This is a genomic window from Sulfitobacter sp. 1A13679, from assembly GCF_043557115.1.
GTDB classification, from domain to species: Bacteria; Pseudomonadota; Alphaproteobacteria; order Rhodobacterales; family Rhodobacteraceae; genus Sulfitobacter; species Sulfitobacter faviae.
Map to the genome: position 1 here is coordinate 70531 of NZ_JBIFFO010000011.1, position 21655 is coordinate 92185.

Consider the following 21655-nt stretch of genomic DNA (forward strand, 5'->3'; position numbering starts at 1 on the left):
CATCGCCGCGCGTGCGATGGATTGGAAACGGGGTGGTATCAGGCGCAAATACTTAGCGTTTGCGGAAGGTCAGGTAATGCGGGGTGCGCCCTTCGCGCAGCGCCTTTTGCTCATAGCGGGTCGAAATCCAGTCATCCCAAGGCGCGCGCCAGTCGTCAGGCCCTTCGGCCAGCCAATCAAACCCATGCTGCGGCACCTGTTCGAGCGTCTGGCGAACGTAATCCTCGATATCCGTCGCCACGCGGAAGATCGCGCCGGGTTTCAACACGCGGGCCAAGGGCTCCAGATGCTCGGGCGTAACAAAACGGCGGCGGTGGTGGCGGGTTTTCGGCCAAGGATCGGGATAGAGCAGGAATGCCCGGTCGATGGAGTCTTCGGGCAGCACGTCGAACATATCGCGCACGTCACCGGGGTGAATGGCAAGGTTGTCCACACCCGCGCGCCGGATTTTACCCAGCAACATGGCGACGCCGTTGATGTAAGGCTCGCAGCCGATGATGCCTACATCGGGGTTCTGCCCGGCCTGATGCACCAGATGCTCACCGCCGCCAAAGCCGATTTCCAGCCAGACCTTGCGCCCGCCAAACAGCGTATCGAGGTCGAGGGGCCTACGGTCGGGATTGCTCTCCCAATCGACGGCCCCCGGCGACAATGCGTCGAGGTCTTCGTCAATATAGGTCTTTTGCGACTTCTTCAGCGCTTTGCCTTTGAGGCGGCCATAGAAGTTGCGGCGGGGGCGTGTTGTATCACTCATGGCGGCTCATGTAGCGGCCCCGCCGCGCCACCGCAACATTCCTCTGCAAGGCTGGCGGCGAATAGGGGCGGGTTAACCATTTGTTAGGCTCCGTGGGCGTAAATGCCGAGGCAAAGCAGGGGGACGGCTGATGAGCGTGGCAAGGCGCGGAAGCGGTGCAGGCGATAGGGCGGATGGCGCGGCTGAGCCTTTGGCGGCGGCGCGTATCCTGATCGTCGATGACCAGCGTTTTGACCGGATGCGGATCAAACGGCTCTGCGGTGGCTTGGACTTTCCGGTCTCCCTGACAGAGGCGGAGAGCCTCGCCGCCCTTGCTCAGCAGTTGGATGAGGGGGCGTTCGACCTGATCTTGCTGGACTACAACCTGCCCGATGGGGATGGCCTGCGCGGCTTGCAGATGATCCGCGCCCACCCGCGTAACGGTGGTGTGGCCACGGTGATGGTCACAGGGACGGAGCAGAGCGACGTCGCAATCGAAGCGCTGCGCGGCGGCTGTAGTGACTATATCGCCAAGGATGAATTGTCGCAAAGCACGCTCAGGCGTTCCGCCTTTCACGCGCTTCACAAGACCGCGCTGCAACTGGGCGTGGCCACGCAAGAGCAAAAACGGTCTGAGCTGCAAAGCGTTCTACGGCGGTTCACCGAGGAATGCGCGCAGGATATCAAGCCGATGGTGAATGAGAGCATGCGCGCGCTATGCGCCTTGGACCGGTCGAACCCCGCCGCCGTGGCGGAGGCGTTGGGAAAGGTCGATTACACTTTCTTGCGTCTGTGGGAGTTCGTTGAGGATCTTGCTAGCTATCAAGGCAGTGACCTTGCCGAAGGCGATCTTGCCGATCCGCCGAAACCCGCGCCGGGGCTGGGCGCGGGTTGGGGCGGGTGAGCGGCAGGCTTACCGCGGCAGGGGTCGTGCAAATCGCTAGGAAAAGGTTGCAGCGCCGCGATGGCCCTGATCCGTTGTGGTGCCCACTATCCCCGGGCGCGCTACGGAACCCTCGCCCGGCAGAACCCCGCATATCCCCCGGCCAGCACGCCATAGCCCTTGCAGGAGCGTCAAAATTCGCCTATACGCGCCTTGTCTAAGGGGCGGTTACAGCTTCGGACGCGATATAGCGGGCAGGGTCGGTACTAACCGGCCCTCTTTTGTTTGCGTTCGGCTGCGGGTCAACCGCTGTGCTTTTATGTCGGAGCTTCTCTGACAAGATCGGCACGGTGCCACCACAACGACCAATTGCAACTCCAGACCGGCGGAGACAACCGCGCGGCCAGAAACATTTGATAAGGATACGAAAAGCTACATGACCAAAGCAATGGACGAATTCGAAGCGCTTCTTAACGAGAGCTTTGAAATGGACACGCCCCAAGAGGGCACAGTCGTCAAAGGCAAGGTGATCGCTGTCGAAGCGGGCCAAGCCATCATCGACGTCGGCTACAAAATGGAAGGCCGCGTTGAGCTGAAAGAATTTGCTGATCCCGGCGAATCCCCCAAAATCGAAGTTGGCGACGAAGTCGAAGTTTTCCTTCGCCAAGTCGAAAACGCGCGTGGCGAAGCCGTCATCAGCCGCGAAATGGCCCGCCGTGAGGAAGCCTGGGATCGTCTGGAAAAAGCCTATGCCGCAGAAGAGCGTGTCGAAGGCGCGATCTTTGGCCGTGTCAAAGGTGGCTTCACCGTCGACCTCGGCGGCGCAGTTGCATTCCTGCCCGGCTCCCAAGTCGACGTGCGCCCCGTGCGCGACGCAGGCCCGCTCATGGGTCTCAAGCAGCCGTTCCAAATCCTCAAGATGGATCGCCGTCGTGGCAACATCGTGGTGTCGCGCCGTGCGATCCTCGAAGAGTCCCGCGCCGAACAGCGTGCCGAAGTCATTGGCAACCTGACCGAAGGTCAGACCGTCGATGGTGTGGTCAAGAACATCACCGAATACGGTGCGTTTGTTGACCTTGGCGGTGTCGACGGCCTGCTGCACGTCACCGACATGGCATGGCGCCGCGTGAACCACCCGTCCGAGATCCTGTCGATCGGCGAGACCATCAAGGTTCAGGTCATCAAGATCAACAAAGAGACCCACCGCATCAGCCTCGGCATGAAGCAGCTGCAGGAAGATCCGTGGGATCTGGTTGGCGCGAAATACCCGCTGGGTTCCGTGCACAGCGGCCGCGTGACCAACATCACCGACTACGGCGCATTCGTCGAGCTGGAGCCCGGTGTCGAAGGTCTGGTCCACGTCTCCGAGATGTCCTGGACCAAGAAGAACGTGCACCCCGGCAAAATCGTGTCCACAAGCCAAGAAGTCGAAGTCATGGTTCTGGAAATCGACAGCGCCAAGCGTCGTGTTTCCCTTGGTCTCAAGCAGACCATGCGCAACCCGTGGGAAGTCTTTGCTGAGACCCACCCCGAGGGCACCGAAGTCGAAGGCGAAGTCAAGAACATCACCGAATTCGGTCTGTTCGTTGGCCTGCCCGGCGACATCGACGGCATGGTTCACCTCTCCGACCTCAGCTGGGACCAGCGCGGCGAAGAAGCGATCCAAGATTACCGCAAAGGTGACGTGGTTCAGGCCGTTGTCTCCGAAGTGGACGTTGAGAAAGAGCGCATCTCGCTTTCGATCAAGAACGTCGGCGGTGACAAGTTCGCCGAAGCCGTGGGCGGCGTGAAGCGCGGCTCGATCGTGACCGTGACTGTGACCTCCATCGAAGATGGCGGCATCGAAGTCGAATACGAAGGCATGAAGAGCTTCATCCGTCGTTCCGACCTCAGCCGTGACCGTGCCGAACAGCGCCCCGAGCGTTTCTCGGTCGGTGACAAGGTCGACGTGCGCATCACCAACGTTGATGCGAAAGCACACCGTCTGGGCGTCTCCATCAAGGCACGCGAGATCGCGGAAGAGAAAGAGGCGGTACAGCAGTACGGTTCCTCCGACTCCGGCGCGAGCTTGGGTGACATCCTTGGTGCGGCGCTGAAAGGCGACGACGAGTAAGCATATTCCACGTTGAATATGTGACCTTATCGAAGGCCCCGCATGGCGACATGCGGGGCCTTTTGCTGTTCCGAGGGCGGGGTCGAATCGCGAAGCGGGTTTTGGCCCTTATACCCAATCCCTACGCGCCATGGCCTCCAGCGGCGGCAGGCGGCGGAAAAGGGCCGAAATAACAGGGGTTTCGCTGCGAAAAATCTATCGCGGCGCTGGTGGAACACCTTCCCGTGTGGGGCGTTATTTCCTATAGTCGGGTAAGACATCAATAAATTCTCGGGGGACGTGCCATGATCCGGTCGGAACTGATCCAGAAGATCGCTGACGACAATCCGCATCTTTATCAACGTGATGTTGAGCGGATCGTAAACACGGTCTTTGATGAGATCACGGGCGCCATGGCGCGTGGGGACCGGGTCGAATTGCGAGGCTTCGGTGCTTTTTCTGTCAAGAAACGCGATGCCCGTGTGGGGCGCAACCCGCGCACCGGTGAGACGGTGAATGTCGAAGAAAAGCATGTGCCCTTCTTCAAGACGGGCAAGCTCTTGCGTGACCGGCTGAACGGGAAAAGCTGATGCGTTACATTCGTTATGCCTGCATCGCGCTTTTCGCGATTGCGCTGGTTTCCGTTGCTCTGGCGAACCGGAATATCGTGACACTTCAAGTCCTTCCGACCGAGATTTCAGGTTGGTTTGCCGTGAACCCCTCTATTGAACTGCCGCTCTTTGTCGTGATCCTTGGCGGGATCATCGCAGGGCTTTTGGTGGGCTTCGTTTGGGAATGGATCCGCGAACACGGCCACCGGGCCGAACTGGCACGGCAAGCGCGTGAGCGTCGTCGGTTGGAGCGTGAGGTTATCCGCCTCAAGGAAGAGAAACATCAGGGCAAGGATGAGGTGCTGGCGCTGCTCGACGAAGCAGGCTAAACCCCACCCATGCCTGAGAACGTTAACGTAAAAATCTGCGGTTTGACCGACCCTGCCGATGTGCCCGCCGCCCTTTTGGCGGGCGCACGCACCTTGGGGTTCGTCTTTTTCGAAAAATCTCCCCGCCATCTGTCGCTGGAGGCCGCGGCGCATATGACCGAGGCAGTGCCTGACGGCATTTGCAAGGTCGCGCTGACCGTCAATGCCGACGATGCGGCGCTGGATGCGCTGCTGGCCGCGGTGCCCTTTCTAGACATGCTACAGCTGCACGGCAGCGAAAGCCCGGCGCGGGTGGCCGAGGTCAAGGCGCGCTATGGGCTGCCGGTGATGAAAGCCGTCGGCGTGGCCGATCGCGATGATCTGGCGCTGCTGAACGACTATGTCACCGTCGCGGATCAGCTTTTGGTCGATGCCAAACCGCCCAAGGACGCGGTGCTGCCGGGGGGCAACGGTTTAGCCTTTGACTGGCGGCTGATCGCTGGGCGTCGCTGGCCGAAGCCTTGGATGCTCGCCGGGGGGCTGAACGCCGAGAATGTGGGGGAGGCGATTGCCCTCACCGGGGCGCGGCAGGTCGATGTCTCTTCGGGGGTCGAGAGCGCGCCGGGGGTGAAGGATGCCGAGCGCATTCGCGCCTTCTGTGAAGCGGCGCTGAAGTAAGACCTTCTGGTTCAAAGAAAAAAGGCCCGGTGGCGATGCCCCGGGCCTTTGTCGTTCTGGTGCCGTAACTGGCGATCAGATCGATTGATCGTAATCGCCCACGCCCGGCTCTGTGCGGATCACCGCATCGATATCGGCGAAGATCGCGCGCATTTCGGCGTCAGATTCGGGGCTTTCGCAGACCACGACGAGGTTCGGCGTGTTGGAGGAGGCCCGCACAAGGCCCCAGCCGCCGTTGTCGAGCATGACGCGTGCGCCATTGACGGTAATGACCTCGGCAATCGCGCGACCGCCGATCTTGTCCCCGGCATCGGCCTTGGCGGTGAGCTTTTGCACGATCCGGTCGAGGATGTCGTATTTCTCGGTGTCCGAGGCATAGGGCGACATTGTGGGCGTCGAATAGGTCTGGGGCAGGGCGCGGCGCAGGTCCGACATGGATTTGTCGGGGTTGCGGTCCATCAGCTTGCAGATTTCCACCGCCACGCGCATGCCACAGTCATAGCCCCGGCCAATTGGCTCGGCCAAGAAGTAGTGGCCGGACTTTTCGAAGCCCGCCAGCGCGCCCAGTTCTTTGACACGGCGTTTCATGTGGCTGTGGCCGGTTTTCCAATAGTCCGCCTTGGCTCCGTGTTTCTGCAACTCAGGATCCGAGGCAAAGAGGCCGGTGGATTTCACATCTGCGACGAAGGTGCTGTTTGGGTGCAGTTTGGCCAGATCGCGGGCCATGATGACGCCCATCTTATCGGCGAAAATCTCTTCGCCCTCGTCATCCACCACGCCGCAGCGGTCCCCGTCACCGTCGAAACCAAGCGCCAGATCGGCACCAGAGGCGCGGACGCTGTCGGCCATGTCGTGCAGCATCTCCATGGCTTCGGGGTTTGGGTTGTAATGGGGGAAGGTGTAGTCGAGCGTGTTGTGGCTATCGACGACCTCGACCCCCAAGCGGCGGAACAATTCGGGCGCGAAGGCCGATGCGGTGCCATTGCCGGTGGCGCAGACGACCTTCAGTTTGCGGGTCATCTTGAAGTCACCGACAAGGTCATCCAGATAGGCTTCGCGCACGCCGTCGACGAACTCGTAAGCCCCGCCCGGACGCCGTTCGCCGCGGCCATTCAACACGATGTCGCGCAGCTCGGCCATCTCGTCTGGCCCGTGGGTGAGGGGGCGCTGAAAGCCCATTTTGACGCCGGTCCAGCCGTTCGGGTTGTGGCTCGCCGTGACCATGGCAACGGCAGGGGCATCGAGGTGGAACTGAGCGAAATAGGCCATAGGGGAAAGCGCCGGGCCGATATCCTTGACCGTAATCCCGGCCTGCATCAGCCCCAGCATCAGCGCATTTTTGATCGAGAGCGAATAGTCGCGATAGTCGTTGCCCACAGCGATGACAGGCTCGATCCCGCGCGCATGCATCTGTGTGCCAAGGCCGAGACCGAGGGCGGTGATGCCGGGCAGATTGATATCGTCGGGGTATTTCCAACGCGCGTCATATTCGCGGAAACCTGTCGGGGTGATCATCGCATCGCGCAGGAATTCCCAAGTGTTCGGGGTCACGGTGGAGGCCGGTTTACTCACGTCAAATACTCGCTTTTTAAGATAAATTTAGAAAGTCAGCGGATGGCTTTTGGCCAGTGCGTCGAATTGCATCAACAGGTTGATCAGCCCCGGCATCTGGTCGAGGTAGATCATATTAGGCCCATCGCTGGGCGCGCGGTCGGGGTCTTCGTGGGTTTCCATGAAGATCGCCGCAACGCCGATGGCGGCAGCACCGCGGGCCATGACCGGGGCAAACTCACGCTGGCCGCCCGAAGACCCGCCCTTGCCGCCGGGCTGGGCGACCGAGTGGGTCGCGTCCATCACCACCGGGTAGCCGGTCTGAGCCATCTGCGGCAGGCTGCGCATGTCGGCGACCAGCGTGTTGTAGCCGAAGGTCGTGCCGCGTTCGGTCAGCAGGATGTTGCGGTTCCCGGTGCTTTCGATCTTGTCGACGATGTTCTGCATCTCCCAAGGGGCGAGGAACTGCCCCTTCTTCACGTTCACTGCCTTTCCGGTCTCCCCGGCGGCGAGCAGCAGGTCGGTTTGGCGGCAGAGGAAGGCGGGGATTTGCAGCACGTCGACCACGTCACCGGCCTGTGCGCATTGCGCTTCATTATGCACATCCGTCAGCACCGGCACGTCATTGGCACGCGCCACGGATTGCAGGACTTGCAGCCCCTTTTCGATGCCCAAACCGCGCTTGCCCGAGAGGGAGGTGCGGTTGGCCTTGTCATAGCTGCCCTTGAAGATGAACTGCGCGCCTGCGGCGTCACATGCCTCTTTCAGAATGCCCGCAACCATCTGCGCGTGGTCTTCGCTCTCCAACTGGCAGGGGCCAGCGATCACGGTGAGGGGACGATCATTGCCGACGGTCAGATTGCCAATGCGCAGCTGGGTCATGAAGTTACCTGTTCTCTTAGAATGGACGCTGTCAGGGACAACATCAGGTAGATGCCTGCAAAGATAAGGAAAGCCAATATCGTGTTTTCGAACTTGCGGGGGTAGGTCGCCTCGTCCGGGGCCACGGGGTTGACCGCCACGGTGAGGTAGCGGACCTGCCGCCCGGCCTCGGTTCGGGCCTGTTCCATTGCGGTTTGCGCGCTTTGCAGCACCATGTCGGCAGAGGCGAGATCGGCCTGCGCAAGCTGTGCGGCGACCGCCTGTTGCGCCAGCGAGTTTTCGCCTTCGTTGGCGGCGGTCATCCGCTCGCGCAGTTTGGTGAGCTGTTCGCGCAGCCGTCGCACATCCCCGCGCGCGCCATCGACCTTGGCTTGGTTCGGGCGCTGGTTGTCGAGCAGGGCGGCGAGTTCAAGTTCCTTTTCGATCAACAGGGTCTCGTAATTGGTGATCTGCGTGCGGATCGAGGCGATCATCGCCTCGGGGTCGACGTTGTTGTCGACCTGCAGTTTGATGAGCGCCTCCTGCGCGGCGCGGCGGTTCTCCAGCGCGGTTTCATAACCCTCCAGCGCGTCGCGCATCCCGTCTTCGCGCTTTTGCTTGCTCAGGTCATTCACCCGCTCTTCGGCATAGGTCAGGAGACGTTTCGAGAATTCTTCCGAGACCTCGGGATCGGCGGCGATCACCTCCATCCGGATCACGCCTTCGGTCGGGTCGTAGCCGATTTTGACGTTCTTCTTGTAGGTCTTATAGGCTTCTTCGTTGCTGGGATTTTTCGAAAGCCGTTGGATCGCGTCGATCTCAGGGTCGGCGAAATGGGCGCGAAACCCTGCGTCTCCGTCAAGGCGCAGCATCGCGTCTTTCGATTGCAGATAGGCCTGCGTGGCGATGCTGTCGGCGCTATTGGCGAATTGGGTGGGCAGAAGCCCGCCAAAGGGGCTGGAGCCGCCGCCACCTTCGTTCTGAATGATCAGAAACTGGCTTTCGGTAGCATACATCGGTGTGGCGATTTTGTAGAAATAGTAACCCGCGGCGATGGTGGGCAGCATGACGAAAAAGGCCAGCCGGACCAGCAGCATGGCCGCTTTGCGGCGGCGGCGGCGGGTGATGTCACGCTGAATGTCCGAGATCTCGCGCTGGCGGCGCTCGGCGGGGCTGACATCGGTCGAGGGCAGGCCGCGCGGGCCGCGGGGCGTGGTCTGGGGCAGTTGCACCTTCGGGTCGCCAGGCTGGCCGCGGGTGGCGGGCAGACCGCTGTCCGCCGGATCGCCCGACTGCGGCACCACGAGTTCCAGCATGTTGGACCGCTGAAACGGGTCGATCCCCTTGGCCCGCAAAAGGCGCACCGCGTCAAAATCCGAGGTCGGCGCCAGCCCGTGTTTCTGCGCCACCCGCCGCGCCATGCGCAATTGCCGGCCTGTCAGCCCTTCGCGGCGGATCGCGTCAATGTCCTGCTCGGCTGAGACTTCATTGGCGGAGGACACCTCGCCCGAGCGGGCGCTTTCGGAATGGGGCGCTTTGCCGCTGCGGGCGGCATGCTCCAAGGCTTCCTTGCTGTGCGAGGGCTCTACCTCGGTCGCATCGGCGACGGCGCGCAGCTTGGCCTTGCGTGCGGCCTTTTCGGCATCGCTCTGGCCCGCCTGCGCCTTCTCGGCGCTGCTCGGCGCGGTGCTGCTGCCCGAGGGGGGCGGCGCCTTGCGGATGCGGAATTTTCTAGCCTTGGGTTTCGTAGTCATAGAGCTGTTTCGCTTCTTCCAAGGTGTCGAACATATGTAGCTTGCCGTCCAAAAGGACAGCGGCGGAGCGGGCAAATTTCTCAAGCGTATGGGCCTGATGCGAGACGATGATGATCGTCGTGGTCCGCAGCCGTTCTTTCAGAATATCGCCCGCCTTGCGGTTGAATTCCACGTCTGTCGTGCCGGGCATGCCTTCGTCAATCAGATAGATATCAAAATCCAGCGCCAACATCAGCGCGAATGAGAAACGCGCCCGCATCCCGGCAGAATAGGTGCCGAGCGGCTGGTCGAAATATTCCCCCAGACCGCAGAGCCAGCGGCAAAAGCTTTCCACGTAATCAGGGTCAAGCCCATAGAGCCGCGCGATATAGCGGGCGTTCTCCATGGCTGAGACTTTATTGACCACCCCGCCCATAAAACCCAAAGGAAACGAGATGTTACAGCCGCGCCTGATCTCTCCTTCGTCAGGTTTTTCCAGCCCGGCCATCATGTTGATCAGGGTTGTTTTGCCGGTGCCGTTGGGGGCCAGAATGCCCAAGGAGTTGCCAAGCTCCACGCGAAAAGACACCCGGTCGAGAATGACCTTGTGCTGCGATCCCGTCCAAAAGGACTTGGACACATTTTCAAATTCCAGCATTCGCTGCTCCGGTTGGTGCTAAGCGGGCGTCGCGGCGCCTCTGGTATCAGAGGTATCTTATCCGTTTATTCACGGAATTTGACCACAATATGTCGAAACGCGGGCGTTCGCTGGGGCAGGGCGCCGTGCGGGGCTTTCTGGTGGCGGTAAAACCTGCTGCCCGCAGGACGGGTATCCTGCGGGGGAGGGCGCATAAGAGGAGGGCATATCGGCCCGCGCCCGTGCGGGGGGTCAGTGCAACGTGTGGGTGCTCTCGGTCGGCGCCATCTCGCCGATGTAGCTGACGTTCATCAAGGCCGCCTGAGTGCGGTCACCGTCGATGTTTTGCACCGGGCCTACGGGCACGGCGCTCATCAGGCCAAGCCGTGTCATCCAGCGGCTGAAGGTGGCGGGCACGATGCCCAGAACATGGCTTGCGCCCATGGCATAGGCGGCACCGGCCATCTGGTTCATCAGCATACGTTGTACGGCGATGCGGCGTTGGGCAGGGACTGCGCTGGTCAGGAACAGGCGGGTGGCTTCCCAGATGTCATCGCGCACGGGCGCTTTGAAGAACAGCACGTCCTGCGGAATATCCGGCAGCATTCCCAGTTGCGCATCGCGCAGCATGTAGCTGTATTGCGCGCAGGTCGAGGTGGTGGGCATCAGGCGGACCCCGCCCATGACCTCCCCATATTCATGCAAAACGATCCAACGCGCGCGGGGCGTGTCGTATTGGTCAAACTCCATCCCATCAACCTGAGGGAGATCCCACTGCTTATCGTCGATAAAGATTCGGCGCCGCGCCCGGAGGAAGTTAACGAATAATTCCCCGTGCTGATGCATGTTCAAAAATGACAAAGTTGTGGCACGCATATAGGGGTTGGCACGGGCAAGGGCCTCGGGGCTATAGGCGTCGGCCTCAGTCGATTTGCTGTTAAGCAGTTTTCGTGGGAAGCTGTTGTTCTTTACTTCCAGCGCCTTAGCGTCCTGTGGCGTCAGTTCGGGAAGAACATCCTGCCAAGATTTTCCACTGAAGCTCCGTCCTTGCAGACTCATGTTGGACCTCGAAAATTCGCTGTAAAAATACCTCTTATCAAGAGGCTAACCTCTAGTTGCATGAAATGGCCATACTTATGTCCCATTTCCGGGTGTAGAAGGGAAGATGATCGCGTCTAACATGTGCTTCGATGCCGAAATGCAACATGTTAAGAGCGTTTGTCGGCAGAATGCCGGCATTCGAGCAGCCGACCGAAGAAAACGAGAGCGATGTCGCAGGAAAAAGTAACATACGGCCCGATTCATACGCCGCATCTGGCAGACGCGACAAAGGTGCAGCAGATGCGGGACTACTCCCAAGTCGGCGTTAACCTGTTTTGGCAGCGGCAGATGATCTTTGCGGCGGCCATTTGCCTGTCTGCGTTCTACTATGATCTGTGGCTGTCGATCTCGACGGTCATCCTGATCGCGATTTCCGAGACTTTCGACTATCTGCTTTTCCTGCGCATCACCCGCTGGCGGGGGCGCAGCCCGCGTTTGGCGCGTTTGTTCATGAACCGGATCTATATCGGCACGGTGCTGAGCGCCGGGGTGATCAGCTATTTCGCCCTTGGGATCGCGCTTCAGCAGGGGGCGACGACGCATTTCCTGCCGCTCTTCTTCCTTTTCGCCGCGGCGCTCTTCGCCTCGATGAACAACCACCATATCCTGCCGGTGCTGATGCTGCGGCTTGCGATCTATGGCGCGACATTCCTCTTCATCCCGATCTGGGACATCGTGCGCACGGGGGCGAGCATCGAATCCGAGCTTTGGACCCAGTTGTTCACCGTGGTCTTCGTGCTCTACTTCATCGTCGATTGCTCACGCATCTTCCTGAAGATGTACCGCACCAATCTGCGCCAGCTTGAAGAACTGAAGGTCGAGCATGAGAAAACCAAGATCGCGTTCAAGGTGAAGACCGAGTTCGTCTCTACCATCAGCCATGAGCTGCGCACGCCGATGACCTCGATCAAAGGCTCGCTGGATATGGCCTGCGCGGGGGTTTTGGGCGAGATGACCCCCCAGATGGAGAAGGTCTTGAAGATCGCGCAGCGCAATTCGGCGCGGCTGACGTCGATCATTAACGAGATTCTCGACCTGCAAAAGTTCGAGGCGGGCAAGATCAGCTTTGATATCGAACCGCTTGAGGTTCAGACCATTATCGAAGATGCGATAGAGTTGAACCAATCCTTTGCAGGCAACCTTGGCGTGACGCTGCGCTATGCCAAACCGTCGGAGCCTGCGGGGATCGCCACGGATGAAAAGCGCCTGCAACAGGTGATGTCCAACCTTCTGTCGAACGCGGCCAAATTCTCGCCCGCCGGGTCGACGGTCAAGGTCACCTCGGTCAACCTTGGCGACAAGGTGCGGATCAGCGTGATCGACGAGGGGATCGGCCTGGCCGAATCCGAGCGCGAGAAGGTCTTCGACGAATTCTCGCAAATCGATTCCTCGGACCAGCGGGCCGTCGGCGGCACCGGGCTGGGGATGAACATCTCGAAACGGATCATCGAAGCTTTGGGCGGGCAGATCGACTATTTCAAGAACGACGGCCCCGGCACGACCTTCTATATCGATATGCCCTTGGGCAATGGTACGGGGAAGGAATTGCCCCATGGGATGGCTGTCAAAGACATGGTGAATGGCGAGGGGCCGATTGGGGATGAACCCTCCGAAAAGCCAGATGGGGAGCGCGCGGCTGCGTAAGTCGCGAGCGCCTCGCTGCCCGTCCTGTCGGCGCGGGCGACATCTGCCCTCACCGCAAAGACAATCTCAAACGGAAAAGGGGGCGGCATTTCTACCGCCCCCGCATTCGGGTCGTCAGTTTGATGCGGTCACGCGACCAACTGCCAGATCACACCCGCAAAGATCGCCCCGACGAAGGCAAAGCCGATATAGGCGGCAAAGACATGCGGTTTGACCAGTGCCCAGACCGCGATGGCCGCCGGAATGCAGCTTACCCCGCCCGCCACGACAAAGGACATGGCCGCGCCTTGAGTCATCCCTTGCGCCAGCAGCGCGTCGATCAGGGGCACGGCGGCATAGCCATTCAGGTAGGCCGGTGCGCCCACGAATGCGCCCAGAATGATCGGCATGATCCCGGTGCCGCCCAAGACATTGGCGATCCATTCCGCGGGCACATAGGTCAGCATGAGGGCTTCGACCACATAGGCGAGGGTCAGCCATTTGACGAGGAACAGCGCATTGGTCAGCGCCGTGTCGGCAAAGCTCGCGCGGCGCTCGGCCTCTTGCCAGAACTTCCAAACCGGCGCGCCGGAAAAGGGTTTGGCCGAAGAACAGCAGCTGCTTTTCGCGGGCTGGGGGCGCAGGGGGTCGTTGAAAATCGGCGTGCGGGACAGGGCCATGACGGTGAAACCCCCGAACATGCCGACGCCAAGCGCCGCGATGGTTTTCGCCAAGGCGAAGTCGAAGCCGAGCGTGCCTGAGGTGATCGCGAACATCGCCGGGTCCATCAGCGGGGAGGCCAGCCAAAAGGCCATCACCGCGCCGAGCGGGGCACCGACCGCCAGCAGCGCGGCGATGAAGGGGATCACTTCGCAACTGCAAAAGGGGGACAAGCCGCCGAGTGCTGCCGCCATCACCACCATCCGGGCCGGGTTGCCCTCGAACGCGCGGGCAAGCAGGCTCTCCGCCCCGCTGGCTTTGAGATAGGCCACGGCCAGCACCGCGAAGGCGATGAAGGGGGCGGTGTGCAAAAGCGCCTCAGACGCGAAGATGACCGTCGGCATGACCTGCGGCGGATCCAGCAGCGCGATCAGCGCCAAGAGCGCCAGCGTGATGCCCCAAGCGCCTTTCAGAAAGGCCAAGCGGTGCAGCACGGGGAGGGTTTGTGTGGTATCAGCCATGGTTATGCTCCGTGCAGCCTTCGATTGCGTCCGCGCAGCATTCGGTCAGCAGGAAATTCGCCAACGCCTGCACCTCTTCATAGGCGACGGCGGCGCAGATGGTGCTGCGGCCTTGCTTTTCCTGTTTCACCAGACCGGCAGAGGCCAAGAGTTTCAGATGATGTGTCAGGGTCGAGCCGGTCACGCCGGTGCGTTCGCCCAGCGTGCCGATGTTCAGTCCCTCTGATCCGGCGCGCACCAGCGTGCGCAGCACCAGAAGGCGTTGTTCCGATCCAAGCGCCGCAAAGCTGCTGGCGGCAAGGGTGAGGGCGGGGGTTGCGGATTCTTGTTTCATGATTCTAGAAATATCGAAACGTCAGCGCGATGCAAGGTTTATTTCGATAATTGTCGAAGTGATGGCCCGCCGCCCTTTATCTTTTGGTCCTATCGCTTATCTCCTGCTCATGAAAGATATCCGAGATGATCTGGCGGCCTGCCGCCTTTGTGCCGAGCGTTTCGCCGTGACCGCCACCCAGCATCGCCCGCGGCCCATCGTCTGGTTTAAACCCGGCGCGCGGCTGCTGATCGCCAGCCAAGCGCCCGGCAAACGGGTGCATGAGGCGGGCAAGCCGTTCTGGGATATGTCCGGCACCCGCCTGCGCGACTGGCTGGGGCTGGATGAGGCGACATTCTATGACCGCGACAGGGTCGCCATCGTGCCGATGGGATTTTGCTTTCCGGGCTATGATGCCAAGGGCAGTGACCTGCCACCGCCGCGTATCTGTGCGCAGACTTGGCGCAAGCCGGTGCTGGAGATGCTGCCCGATCTGCGGCTAACGGTGTTGATTGGGGCCTATGCGATGAAATATCACCTCCCCGGATTTCGCAATGTGACCGAGGCCGTGGCGGGCTGGCGGGATCATCCGCCGGGGGTCTTTGCCTTGCCTCATCCGTCGTGGCGCAATACCGGATGGTTGAACAAGAATCCCTGGTTCGCGGAAGAGGTCTTGCCCCGTCTGCGCGCCGCCGTGTCCGAGGTGATGAATGACCGACCGCCAAACTGACCCCAAGACCGAGCCGACCCCGCTCGACCAAGCCCATGCCGCGATGACCTCCGCCCCCGACGACGACGCGGCGCGGCTGCGTTTTTACGAGCGTATTGCGGATGTCGAGCTTTTCATGCTGCTTGAGGATGAGCCGCAGGGCGATCAGATCAGCCCGGTGCTGCTTGACGATAGCTATGTTATGGTCTTCGACCGCGCGGCGCGGCTCTCGGCCCATGTGGGGGAGGCGTCTCCTTACGTGGCGCTCTCGGGCCGTGCGATTGCCGCGATGTTGGAGGGGCAGCCCTTGGGCATGGCGGTGAACATCGGCGTGGCCCCGTCCGAGATCCTGCTGCCTGCCGAGGCGATGGACTGGCTGCGCAGCACATTGGCCCATGCGCCGGGCGAGGTGGAGGCGGGCATCGACCGCGTGTTCCCGCCGCAGGGCTTGCCCGAGACGCTGATCGCCGCGATTGACGCAAAGCTCGCCACGGCCACGGGCATGGCGGCAGGGGCCTTCCTTGTCGGTGTCGAATACAGCGGCGGCGGGCGCGGGCATCTGCTGGCCTTCGTCGGCGCGATCCCCCGGGCGCAAGTCGCGCTGGTGCGCGCCGCGTCCGAGGCGCTGACCTTTTCGGGGATCGAGGCGGGGGCGATGGATGTCGGCTTCTTCGGCCCCAATGACGCGGTGGTCGAGAAGCTGGCCCGCGTCGGCCTGCGGTTTGACCTGCCGCAGATGGAGCCTTTGCAGAAGACGCCCCGGATGGCCCCGGGCGGCGATCCGGCGAAACCGCCGAAGCTGCGCTAATTTTATCTTGAGGCAAAGAAAAAGGCGGGCAGGGCACTCAAGCCCGCCCGCCTTTTTTCATTTTATCCTGCCAGTTTTAGCGGCGGCGGTCGCGCCGGGCGCTCATCGGTTGGAAGGCGACGCCGACATGGGCCTCGCAATAGGGTTTGCCCTGCTGCACGGGCAGGCCGCAGAACCAGAAATCATCGGTCGCCGGGTCGCCCACGGGCCATTTGCAGGTGCGTTCGGTCAGTTCCATCAGGCCGATCTTCTTGGCCTTCTTCTCAACTTCGCTGACCTTGGCAAGCGCCTCTGGGCTGATCTCATTCGCCGACGGCTGCGGCGGCAGGGGTTGGCCTGCGGGGATGATCTGCTTGCGTGCGGGCAGGTTGGGCTTGGGCGCCGGGGCTGCGGCGGGCTCTTCGGCTTCGGGCGCGGGGGCGGCTTCGGCCTCCGGCTCGGGCGCGGCTTTCGCGGCGGGCTTCGCCTTGGCCTCGGCCTTGGGGGCTGCGGGCTTGGCCTTGGGCTCCGGCTTGGCAGTCGCCGCCGCGGCGGCGGGCGCGCCCGCGGTGCGGTTCGACAGGCCCAGACGGTGCACCTTGCCGATCACGGCATTGCGCGTCACCCCACCCAGTTCCTTCGCGATCTGGCTGGCGGACTGGCCTTCGCCCCACATCTTTTTCAGTGTCTCTACGCGCTCATCAGTCCAGGACATACGGGGTTCCCCAGTTAAAAAGCGGCCCCCTAGCCCGGACCGCTTTGTCAGTGTATCGGCCCCCATTTTATCTTCTGGGGCCGCAGGTGCAAGCGCCGATGCCCTCTGGGCACGGGGCGCTGCGATTGGGACTTTACGTGGGGGATGAAGGGCGGCTATGCAAGAGCCATGATCAAATCTGCCGCATATTCCATCCGACGACGCTTCGTCCGATAACATGGCGCCCCCTTGGGGCGGCGTGATGGCCTGATCTCGCAGCCTGCGTGCTGCATCCTTTCAAAAACAAGCAAATCCCATTGACCCTGCGCCAGCCCCATGCCCTTTTACCGGCGTGACACGGCCCTCTTTCAAGGACAAACAGATGATCCCTTCCGTTCTGCCAACCTATAATCGCGCCCCTTTGACTTTCGTCAAAGGCGAAGGCACTTGGCTGATCGAGGCGGATGGGCGACGTTTTCTCGACCTTGGCGCGGGGATCGCGGTGAACGCGCTTGGCCATGCGCATCCGGCGCTGGTGAAGGCGCTGACCGATCAGGCGCAGGCGCTGTGGCATACCTCGAACCTCTACCACATTCCGCAGCAAGAGGCGCTGGCCGACCGGCTGGTGGCCGAGACCTTTGCCGACACCGCCTTCTTTTGCAATTCGGGGACCGAGGCCTGCGAATTGGCGGTGAAGATGGCGCGCAAGTATTTTTACGAGGCAGGCCAGCCCGAGCGGGTCGAGATCATCGCCTTTAACGGGGCCTTTCACGGCCGCTCTTCTGCCGGGATCGCGGCGGCGGGGTCTGAGAAGATGACCAAAGGCTTTGGCCCGCAACTGCCGGGTTTCGTGCATCTCGACCTTGGCGACAGCGCCGCTCTTGAGGCCGCCATCACCGACAAGACCGCCGCCATCATGATCGAGCCGGTACAGGGCGAAGGCGGTATCCGCGCCGTGCCGGATGCGGAGTTGCAGCAGATGCGCGCGCTTTGCGACATCCACGGGCTCTTGCTGATTTGCGATGAGGTGCAATGCGGCGTGGGCCGGACCGGGCGGCTCTTTGCCCATGAATGGGCCGGGATCACCCCTGATATCATGATGGTCGCCAAGGGCATCGGCGGGGGCTTTCCGCTGGGCGCCGTACTGGCCACGGAAAAGGCGGCCTCGGGCATGACCGCAGGCACCCATGGGTCGACTTATGGCGGCAACCCGCTGGGCTGTGCCGTGGGCTGCGCCGTGCTGGATGTGGTGGCCGACGCGGCCTTTCTGGCCGAGGTGAGCCGCAAGGCGGGGCTGCTGCGTCAGCGTCTCGAAGGGCTGGTGGCTGAGCATCCGGAGGTCTTTGAGGAGGTGCGCGGCGCGGGGCTGATGCTGGGGCTGAAATGCAAAGCGGCGAATGCCGATGTGGTCGCCTCGGGCTATGCCCATGAGCTGATCACCGTGCCCGCCGCCGATAATGTGATCCGCCTGCTTCCGCCGCTGACCATTTCCGACGATGAGATTGCCGAGGCGGTGACCCGCCTTGATGCCATCGCGCGTGACCTGACCCCGGCCTGAGCGCCATTCACCCCAAAACATTCCTCGGGCTTTCAAGGCCGTGGCCTTGGACCCCGCAAGACAGAGACGACAGATGAACCATTTCCTCGATATCCACCAAACCGACCCCGCCGATCTGCGGCAGATCATCGACAATGCCGCCGCCATGAAAGCCGCGCGCAACGGCCGCCCGCGCGGCGCGCCGGATGATGACCAGCCGTTGAAGGATCACATGGTCGCGCTGATTTTTGAGAAGCCCTCGACCCGGACGCGTGTCTCCTTCGACGTGGGCGTGCGTCAGATGGGCGGGCAGACGATGGTGCTTTCGGGTGCTGACATGCAGCTTGGCCATGGTGAGACCATCGCCGACACCGCCCGCGTGCTGTCGCGCTATGTGGATATGATCATGATCCGCACTTTTGAGGAGCAGACCCTGCTGGAGATGGCGGAATATGCCACCGTGCCGGTGATCAACGGGCTGACCAACCGCACGCATCCCTGCCAGATCATGGCCGACATCCAGACCTTTGAAGAACACCGCGGCCCGATCAAAGGGCGCAAGGTGGTCTGGTCGGGCGACGGCAACAACGTCTTCGCCAGTTTCGCCCATGCGGCCAAGCAGTTCGACTTCGACCTTGTCTTCACCGGGCCGGAGCCGCTCGATCCCGAGCGCGCGCTCGACGGGCTTTATACCACCGAGCGCGACCCCCAGAAGGCCGTGGAGGGTGCCGATCTGGTGGTCACTGACACGTGGGTCAGCATGCATGATCCGCAGTCCGCGCGGGAGCGGCGGCACAATCAGCTGCGCGGCTATCAGGTGAACGATGCGCTGATGGCGTTGGCGAAACCGGACGCGCTTTTCATGCATTGCCTGCCCGCGCACCGCGATGACGAGGCGACAAGCTCGGTCATGGATGGGCCGCATTCGGTGATCTTTGACGAGGCTGAGAACCGTCTGCACGCGCAGAAAGCTGTCATGCGCTGGTGTCTGGGCGCATGAGCGACGGCCCCCGCATCGTTGTTGCGGGCGCGGGGGCGGTGGGCTGCTTTGTCGGCGGGCTGCTGGCCGGGGCAGGCCATGCCGTGACCCTGCTGGCGCGGCCCCGCATTCAGGCTGAAATCCGCACCCATGGGCTGACCCTGACGGATTTCGGCGGCATGGCGCGCTACCTCTCGCCGGATGATCTGAACCTTGCCGGGGATGAGACCTGTCTGCGCGATGCGGATATCGTGCTGGTCACGGTCAAGTCACGCGACACCGAAGACATGGCCCGTCTGATCGCCCGCCACTGCGCGCCGGGCGTGCAGGTCATCAGCCTGCAAAACGGCATGGGCAATCGCGCGGTTCTGGCGCAGCACCTGCCGCAGCATGATCTGCGCGCAGGGCTGGTGCCGTTCAATGTCGTGGCCATGGGGCAGGGTTGCTACCACAGGGCAAGTTCGGGCGATCTGGTGATCGAGGGTGGCCCCGCCGATCTGGCCGCACGTTTGTCGCTGCCGGACCTAAAGGTAGAGGAACGCGCCGATATCACCGCTCTGCAATGGGGCAAGTTTCTGATGAACCTCAACAACGCCCTGAATGCGCTGAGCGGTTTGCCGCTTCAAGCGCAGTTGCAGGATCGGGCGTGGCGGCGTCTAATGGCCGATCAATGGGCCGAGGCGCTGGCGGTCTTGCGCGCCGATAAGATCCGCCCCGCCATGACCACGCCAATCCCGGCTCGATTGGTCCCGACGCTCTTGCGCCTGCCGACGCCGATTTTTACCCGCGTCGCTGCGGCCATGTTGCAGATCGACCCGCAGGCGCGGACCTCCATGGCGCAAGACCTCGCCGCGCGCCGCCCGACCGAGATCGGCGCGCTTCAAGGCGAGGTGCAGCGCCGCGCAAGGGTGCTTGGCCGCGCGACGCCGGTGACGGATATGGTGCTGCGGGTGATGGGCTGGGCAGAGCTTGCGAATGAAGGGCTGCCGCATTTGCCGGTCACCGCCCTTCGGGCCGAAATGGCGGCAAGGCAGGACCGGCAAGAGGGGTGAGGCGCGCCCGCGCCTGACCTTAGTTCACAAAGGCGTTGAGCACCCAAAAGACGATGCCAGAGAGCAGCGCCGCTGCGGGCACGGTGATCACCCAAGCCGCGACGATGGTCATGAAATGCGAGCGGCGCACCAGCTTGCGGCGGCGGCGCTCTTCCTTGGCGATGCGCTTGACCTCACCGGTCTTGGCCCCGATCCGGCGCAGGCGCCGTTCCATATGCCATTCACGGTAAAAGCCCACGCCAAAGACCCCGCCCACGGCGATATGGGTCGAAGACACGGGCAGGCCCAGCCACGACGCCACGATCACCGTGATCGCCGCCGAAAGCGCCACGCAATAGGCGCGCATCGGGTTCAGCTTGGTGATCTGGCTGCCGACCATGCGGATCAGTTTCGGCCCGAATAGGAACAGACCGAAGGAGATGCCGAAGGCCCCGATGATCATCACCCATGTGGGAATGCTCACCTTATCCTCGAAACCGCCGAACTCGGTCGCATGGACGATCGCCGCCAGCGGGCCAACCGCATTGGCCACGTCATTCGCGCCATGGGCAAAGCTGAGCAGGGCGGCAGAGAGGACCAGCGGCAGGCCAAAGAGCGTTTTGACCGAGCGGTTGCGGTTCTCCATCCCTTCCGAGGCGCGGCGGATCAGCGGGGCGGAGATGGCATAGACCACAAGCCCCGTCACAAGGCCGATGATCAGGGCGACCGGCATGTCGATGCTGATGATCTTTTTCAGCCCCTTCAGCGCCAGATAGGCGGCAAAGACCCCGGCCATCAGGCCAACCAGAACCGGCACCCAAGTGCGCGATGCGGCGATTTTGTCGTCCTGGTACAGGATGCGCGCCTTGATGAAGGCCAAAAACATCGCCGCCACGGCACCGCCCAGCACGGGCGAGATCACCCAGCTTGCGGCGATCATGCTCATTGAACTCCAGTTGACCGCGCCAAGGCCCGCAGCCGCGATGCCCGCGCCCATGACCCCGCCCACGACCGAGTGGGTGGTCGAGACAGGCGCGCCGACCCATGTGGCAAGGTTGACCCAAAGCGCGGAGGAGACCAGCGCGGCCATCATCGCCCAGACAAAGATGCGCGTGTCCGCCACGCTCGCCGGATCGATGATGCCCTTGGAAATGGTCGAGACGACATCGCCCCCCGCCAGAAGCGCCCCGGCGGATTCGCACAGTGCCGCGATGACAATCGCGCCGCCCATGGTCAGCGCGTTGGCCCCAACGGCGGGGCCCATGTTGTTGGCCACATCATTCGCGCCGATGTTCACCGCCATATAGGCACCGAAAACCGCCGCTGCGATTACGACAAAACTGGAGGGCTGCTGCCCGAAGAATACCGCCGCAACGGCACCTGCCACCACGATAAAGGCCAGCGCGATGCCCGGCGCCACAAGGGGGCGGGCGACATAGGTCGCGGCCAGTTCGACTTGCGAAATACGGTTGAGGTCCTTGTCCAGTGTCTTCCACTGGCTGCCCTGCGGTTCCGTTGCCATTCCTGTATGATCTCCGATCCTAACGTTCAGCGGGGGGTGACATAAGGCTACCGAGGGCGCAAGTCACCCTGTCACAAAATTGTAACATCCC

General features: G+C 62.1%; 20 protein-coding genes and 1 pseudogene. 11 read left to right on the forward strand and 10 right to left on the reverse strand.

The window, feature by feature from the left end; translation table 11 throughout:
• Positions 1 to 52: 52 nt before the first annotated feature.
• Positions 53 to 754, reverse strand: a complete 702-nt coding sequence (gene trmB / locus ACGYLA_RS10515) for a tRNA (guanosine(46)-N7)-methyltransferase TrmB (protein WP_394432263.1) — start codon at positions 752 to 754, stop codon at positions 53 to 55.
• 130 nt (positions 755 to 884) lie between these two features.
• On the opposite strand from trmB, the gene ACGYLA_RS10520 reads away from it, so the two are divergent.
• The 5 genes and pseudogenes from ACGYLA_RS10520 (at position 885) to ACGYLA_RS10540 (ending at position 5305) form a co-directional block, all read left to right on the forward strand.
• Entirely contained in the window at positions 885 to 1637 is a 753-nt protein-coding gene (locus ACGYLA_RS10520; RefSeq protein WP_394432265.1) for a response regulator, read from the forward strand.
• Between the two features lie 397 nt (positions 1638 to 2034).
• A pseudogene (gene rpsA, locus ACGYLA_RS10525) lies at positions 2035 to 3729 on the forward strand (30S ribosomal protein S1); the annotation flags it as partial.
• A gap of 284 nt (positions 3730 to 4013) precedes the next feature.
• Positions 4014 to 4298 (forward strand): integration host factor subunit beta, encoded by a 285-nt coding sequence (gene ihfB, locus ACGYLA_RS10530; protein ID WP_067261426.1) that lies wholly within the window; start codon positions 4014 to 4016, stop codon positions 4296 to 4298.
• The gene (locus ACGYLA_RS10535; RefSeq protein WP_271691852.1) at positions 4298 to 4648 is read left to right on the forward strand and encodes a lipopolysaccharide assembly protein LapA domain-containing protein; all 351 of its coding nucleotides are present in this window, start codon (positions 4298 to 4300) and stop codon (positions 4646 to 4648) included. Before ihfB ends, ACGYLA_RS10535 begins: the two co-directional genes overlap by 1 nt.
• A 9-nt stretch (positions 4649 to 4657) precedes the next feature.
• Entirely contained in the window at positions 4658 to 5305 is a 648-nt protein-coding gene (locus ACGYLA_RS10540) for a phosphoribosylanthranilate isomerase (protein ID WP_394432268.1), read from the forward strand.
• A gap of 75 nt (positions 5306 to 5380) precedes the next feature.
• On the opposite strand, the gene ACGYLA_RS10545 is transcribed toward ACGYLA_RS10540, so the two are convergent.
• From ACGYLA_RS10545 to ACGYLA_RS10565, 5 genes are all read right to left on the reverse strand, one after another.
• The gene (locus ACGYLA_RS10545; RefSeq protein ID WP_394432270.1) at positions 5381 to 6877 is read right to left on the reverse strand and encodes a phosphomannomutase/phosphoglucomutase; all 1497 of its coding nucleotides are present in this window, start codon (positions 6875 to 6877) and stop codon (positions 5381 to 5383) included.
• 27 nt (positions 6878 to 6904) lie between these two features.
• Positions 6905 to 7738 (reverse strand): 3-deoxy-8-phosphooctulonate synthase, encoded by an 834-nt coding sequence (kdsA, locus tag ACGYLA_RS10550; protein ID WP_209217344.1) that lies wholly within the window; start codon positions 7736 to 7738, stop codon positions 6905 to 6907.
• Complete coding sequence (locus ACGYLA_RS10555) at positions 7735 to 9471, reverse strand: capsule biosynthesis protein (RefSeq protein ID WP_394432273.1); 1737 nt, start codon at positions 9469 to 9471, stop codon at positions 7735 to 7737. The genes kdsA and ACGYLA_RS10555 overlap by 4 nt, the downstream gene beginning before the upstream one ends.
• A complete protein-coding gene (locus ACGYLA_RS10560; protein ID WP_067261436.1) occupies positions 9449 to 10108 on the reverse strand; it encodes an ABC transporter ATP-binding protein in 660 nt (219 codons plus the stop codon). The genes ACGYLA_RS10555 and ACGYLA_RS10560 overlap by 23 nt, the downstream gene beginning before the upstream one ends.
• Positions 10109 to 10339: 231 nt before the next feature.
• Positions 10340 to 10963, reverse strand: coding sequence for an acyl-homoserine-lactone synthase (locus ACGYLA_RS10565; RefSeq protein ID WP_067261478.1), 624 nt, complete (start codon positions 10961 to 10963; stop codon positions 10340 to 10342).
• A gap of 465 nt (positions 10964 to 11428) precedes the next feature.
• Between ACGYLA_RS10565 and ACGYLA_RS10570 the strand changes: the two genes are divergently transcribed.
• The gene (locus ACGYLA_RS10570; RefSeq protein ID WP_271689444.1) at positions 11429 to 12832 is read left to right on the forward strand and encodes a cell wall metabolism sensor histidine kinase WalK; all 1404 of its coding nucleotides are present in this window, start codon (positions 11429 to 11431) and stop codon (positions 12830 to 12832) included.
• A gap of 128 nt (positions 12833 to 12960) precedes the next feature.
• Here the strand turns inward: ACGYLA_RS10570 and ACGYLA_RS10575 are convergent, their stop codons facing one another.
• Positions 12961 to 13992 (reverse strand): permease, encoded by a 1032-nt coding sequence (locus ACGYLA_RS10575; protein ID WP_394432275.1) that lies wholly within the window; start codon positions 13990 to 13992, stop codon positions 12961 to 12963.
• Positions 13985 to 14326: a helix-turn-helix transcriptional regulator gene (locus ACGYLA_RS10580; protein ID WP_271689446.1), complete on the reverse strand. Its 342-nt coding sequence runs from the start codon at positions 14324 to 14326 to the stop codon at positions 13985 to 13987. Before ACGYLA_RS10580 ends, ACGYLA_RS10575 begins: the two co-directional genes overlap by 8 nt.
• A gap of 109 nt (positions 14327 to 14435) precedes the next feature.
• Here ACGYLA_RS10580 and ACGYLA_RS10585 point away from each other — a divergent pair, with 109 nt between their 5' ends.
• Complete coding sequence (locus ACGYLA_RS10585; RefSeq protein ID WP_136720430.1) at positions 14436 to 15035, forward strand: uracil-DNA glycosylase family protein; 600 nt, start codon at positions 14436 to 14438, stop codon at positions 15033 to 15035.
• Entirely contained in the window at positions 15016 to 15822 is an 807-nt protein-coding gene (locus ACGYLA_RS10590; RefSeq protein ID WP_394432277.1) for an SseB family protein, read from the forward strand. Before ACGYLA_RS10585 ends, ACGYLA_RS10590 begins: the two co-directional genes overlap by 20 nt.
• Positions 15823 to 15898: 76 nt before the next feature.
• Here the strand turns inward: ACGYLA_RS10590 and ACGYLA_RS10595 are convergent, their stop codons facing one another.
• The gene (locus tag ACGYLA_RS10595) at positions 15899 to 16516 is read right to left on the reverse strand and encodes a GcrA family cell cycle regulator (RefSeq protein ID WP_394401407.1); all 618 of its coding nucleotides are present in this window, start codon (positions 16514 to 16516) and stop codon (positions 15899 to 15901) included.
• 361 nt (positions 16517 to 16877) lie between these two features.
• Between ACGYLA_RS10595 and ACGYLA_RS10600 the strand changes: the two genes are divergently transcribed.
• From ACGYLA_RS10600 to ACGYLA_RS10610, 3 genes are all read left to right on the forward strand, one after another.
• Complete coding sequence (locus ACGYLA_RS10600) at positions 16878 to 18053, forward strand: aspartate aminotransferase family protein (RefSeq protein ID WP_394432279.1); 1176 nt, start codon at positions 16878 to 16880, stop codon at positions 18051 to 18053.
• A gap of 73 nt (positions 18054 to 18126) precedes the next feature.
• Positions 18127 to 19032, forward strand: coding sequence for an ornithine carbamoyltransferase (gene argF, locus ACGYLA_RS10605; RefSeq protein WP_271691836.1), 906 nt, complete (start codon positions 18127 to 18129; stop codon positions 19030 to 19032).
• Positions 19029 to 20063: a 2-dehydropantoate 2-reductase gene (locus ACGYLA_RS10610; protein WP_394432282.1), complete on the forward strand. Its 1035-nt coding sequence runs from the start codon at positions 19029 to 19031 to the stop codon at positions 20061 to 20063. The genes argF and ACGYLA_RS10610 overlap by 4 nt, the downstream gene beginning before the upstream one ends.
• A 19-nt stretch (positions 20064 to 20082) precedes the next feature.
• On the opposite strand, the gene ACGYLA_RS10615 is transcribed toward ACGYLA_RS10610, so the two are convergent.
• A complete protein-coding gene (locus tag ACGYLA_RS10615; protein WP_394432284.1) occupies positions 20083 to 21564 on the reverse strand; it encodes an inorganic phosphate transporter in 1482 nt (493 codons plus the stop codon).
• Between the last annotated feature and the right edge of the window lie 91 nt (positions 21565 to 21655).